This is a genomic window from Arthrobacter sp. YAF34 (genome assembly GCF_052113245.1).
Classification (GTDB): Bacteria; Actinomycetota; Actinomycetes; order Actinomycetales; family Micrococcaceae; genus Arthrobacter.
Genome location: NZ_JBFRCV010000035.1, coordinates 1 through 3,257, shown reverse-complemented (window position 1 = coordinate 3,257; position 3,257 = coordinate 1). Strand labels below are relative to the sequence as shown.

Here is a 3,257-nt window from a genome sequence, read left to right as displayed (position 1 = left end):
GCTAAAAACACCAGACCACACCACGGGGTGGCGGGCCCGGCACAATCAACCAATTCAATACAATAAATTGGTATCAACAAACTTGGCACACTATTGAGTTCTCAAACAACAGACACACCCGGCACCACCACAACCAACATTCAGTCGCGGATCGCTCCGGAGCAACTTTTCAAACTTACCCGAGTCCGGACCGCTTAGCAAATCAGCGTTTCCGCGACCCGCAAACCATCCAACCCGCCCCACCCGAACCCGGAGCGCACAAAACGCCGACCAGATCCGGTCTTGAAATTTAGGGGATTGGCCGCCTCCGGTTCCCAGCTTTCCGCTGGTCTCCCTCGCGGCGACTTAGAAAACAATACACCCACCACGCCCCCACCGCAAACCCACCCCGGCGCCGGCGCCCCAACGTTCCCAGCCCCGGAAATCCGCGGTGAAACGGGACCTGGCGGGCCAAAGCGGAGCCCCGGCGTCGTTCTTCTGCTTTGTATCCTCCATCACATCCTGGCGCTGCTACGGATACCATCGGAGGGTGAGGGCATACCGCCGGCGCCAGAGACGTGTCTTGCTGCATCGGCGCGCGTCCCGGCGGAAGACCGCCGGGGGCCTCACGCAGGAAGAAGTCTCGGCGCGGGTCGCGCGTGGACTTACCAACCGGGTCCCGGACACAACCAGCCGCAGCCTGTGGCAGATCTTCCGGGCCAACGTCTTCACGCTCTTCAACGCAATCGTTGGTACAAGCTTCCTCGTACTGCTGCTCTTGGGGCAGTGGCGGGATGCACTGTTCGGCCTCGCGGCTGTCGGCAACGCCGTGATCGGCGTCGTCGAGGAATACCGGGCCAAGAAATCCTTGGACCGGCTGGCTGTCCTCAATGCCCCACACGCGCGAGTGCTGCGCGAGGGTGAAATCCACGACATCGCCACGGAAGACGTCGTCCGCGACGATGTGTTGGTATTGCGGGCCGGGGACCAGGTGATCGCGGACGCCACCGTCCTTGAGTCGTCCGGCCTTGAGGTGGACGAGTCGCTCCTCACCGGGGAAGCGGACCCCGTCGACAAGGATGCGGGCTCTGAAGTTCTCTCCGGATCGATCGTCGTGGCCGGCCGCGGCAAGGCCCAGGTGGTCCGGGTGGGAGCGGAGTCTTTCGCGAGCCGCATCACGGCAGACGCCCGTCGCTTCTCGCTGGTGAACTCCGAGATCCGCAACAGCCTCAACCGCATACTGCGCTGGATCGCCTGGGTTCTGCTGCCCGTGGCGGTCCTTGTCGTCAATGGCGAGGTCCAAGCCCGCGGCGGCTGGCAGGCTCCCCTTTCCACTGAGGACTGGACCTCCGCCCTGGTGGGCCTCATTGCCAGTCTGATCGCCGTTGTCCCGCTGGGACTCGTGCTGATGACGAGTGTGGCCTTCGCCGTGGGCGGGGTCCGGCTGGCCAACCACAACGTGCTGATTCAGGAACTGGCCGCTGTCGAGGGACTGGCCCGTGTCGACGTCCTCTGCATGGATAAAACGGGAACCCTCACGGAGGGAGGGCTCGTCTTCGACGCAGTCCATCCGCTGGCTCCGGAACCGGGATGGGAGCAGGTCCTCGCGTGGTTTGGAGCGGAGCCGGAGGCGAACGGCACCGCGCGCTGCCTCAGCACCGTTTTTGAGGACGACGGCGGCCTTCAGTCGGTCTCGACCGTACCGTTTTCCTCCGCCCGGAAGTGGAGCGGTGTCAGTTTCGACGGCAGCACCGGCGCAGCCCGCACCTGGATTCTCGGGGCGCCGGAGATGGTACTCGTTCAAGACGACGCCTCCTGGCGTCAGCCGCTGCCGATCTCTGCGCCGGGGACGCCCATCCCGCACCACGCCCGTGAACTGAGTCGGAACGACGTGCTGCGCCAGGCCGGAGACCTCGCAGAGACCGGGCTGCGGACGCTGGTTCTGGCAAGCGGGGAGCACTTGCCGGGTGAGGGAAAGCTGGAGCAGCTGCCGGCAGCGCTCCGCCCGGTGGCCCTCCTGACTTTCAGGGAGCAGCCCCGCTCGGATGCCCGGGAAACTCTCGAGTTCTTCCGCTCAGAAGGTGTCCGGTTGAAGATCATTTCCGGTGACGATCCCCGGACCGTTGCCGCAATCGCCCGTCGGGTTGGTTTGGACGTACTTCAGGGCTTCGATGCACGATCGCTTCCGGAGGACCCGCTGCAGCTGGAGGAGGTGATGGGGGCCAACGTGGTGTTTGGGCGGGTAACGCCGGCCCAGAAGCGGCAGATGGTCGAGGCGCTCCAACGCCGGGGCCACACCGTGGCAATGACTGGCGACGGCGTCAATGACGCCTTGGCCTTGAAGACGGCGGACCTTGGCATCGCTATGGACTCTGCCTCACCCGCAACGAAGGCCGTGGCGCGCCTGGTGTTGCTCGACGGCCGTTTCGACCGGCTTCCGGAAGTTCTTGCTGAGGGCCGGCAGGTCATCGCGAACATTGAGCGCGTCTCAAGCTTGTTCCTGAGTAAGACGGTTTACGCCATTGCCATCGCAGTCACGTTCGGGCTGCTGCAATGGGAGTTCCCGTTCCTTCCCCGCCAGCTGTCCTTCACTGACGGCCTGACGATCGGCATTCCCGCATTCTTTTTGGCGCTCATGCCGAACCCACGCCGTTATCAGCCCGGATTCCTGCGCAGGTCCCTGTGGTTCTCGGTGCCTGCGGGACTGATCGTGACAGCTTCCCTGCTCACGTTGAATGCAATCGCACCGCTGGCCGGCACGGCCACACCGGAACAAGTCAGCAGCGCCTCCGTGCTGACGCTGTCGCTGGTCGGGCTGTGGATACTCTCAGCTGTGTCCCGTCCCCTCAATGCAGGCCGTCTCGCAGTGCTGGTGGCCATGTGCGCCTCGCTGCTGATCCTGCTCAATCTGCCGCTCGCACAGGAGTTCTTTCTCCTGGCGCGGCCACCAGACGGGTTGTTGCTGGCGGCCGTGGCGTGCGGGGCCGGCGGGGGCGTCGGGGTCGAGGTCCTGGCCCGGCTCCATGCCCGGGTCTTCCCGGCCGCGGAAGCGCTCCCGGCCGGCGAAGGGGTGCCGGCAGGTGAGGGGGTCCCGTCCAGCCGGTAGCGTTCTGAAAGGCGGGTTAAATGCGGGAGGACCCCCACCTGGTGGTGGGGGTCCTCGACCGTTAATGATGTTCCGGCGGTGACCTACTCTCCCACACCCTCCCGGGTGCAGTACCATCGGCGCTGTGGGTCTTAGCTTCCGGGTTCGGGATGGGACCGGGCGGGACCGGGCG

Annotated in this window: 1 protein-coding gene and 1 rRNA gene; one reads left to right on the top strand and one right to left on the bottom strand. The window is 65.1% G+C overall.

The window, feature by feature from the left end; all coding sequences use genetic code 11:
• Positions 1-562 precede the first annotated feature (562 nt).
• Positions 563-3,085, top strand: coding sequence for an HAD-IC family P-type ATPase (locus AB4Y72_RS19625; RefSeq protein WP_441427807.1), 2,523 nt, complete (start codon positions 563-565; stop codon positions 3,083-3,085).
• A gap of 70 nt (positions 3,086-3,155) precedes the next feature.
• Here the strand turns inward: AB4Y72_RS19625 and rrf are convergent.
• Positions 3,156-3,257: ribosomal RNA gene (rrf, locus tag AB4Y72_RS19620) — 5S ribosomal RNA — on the bottom strand; the annotation flags it as partial.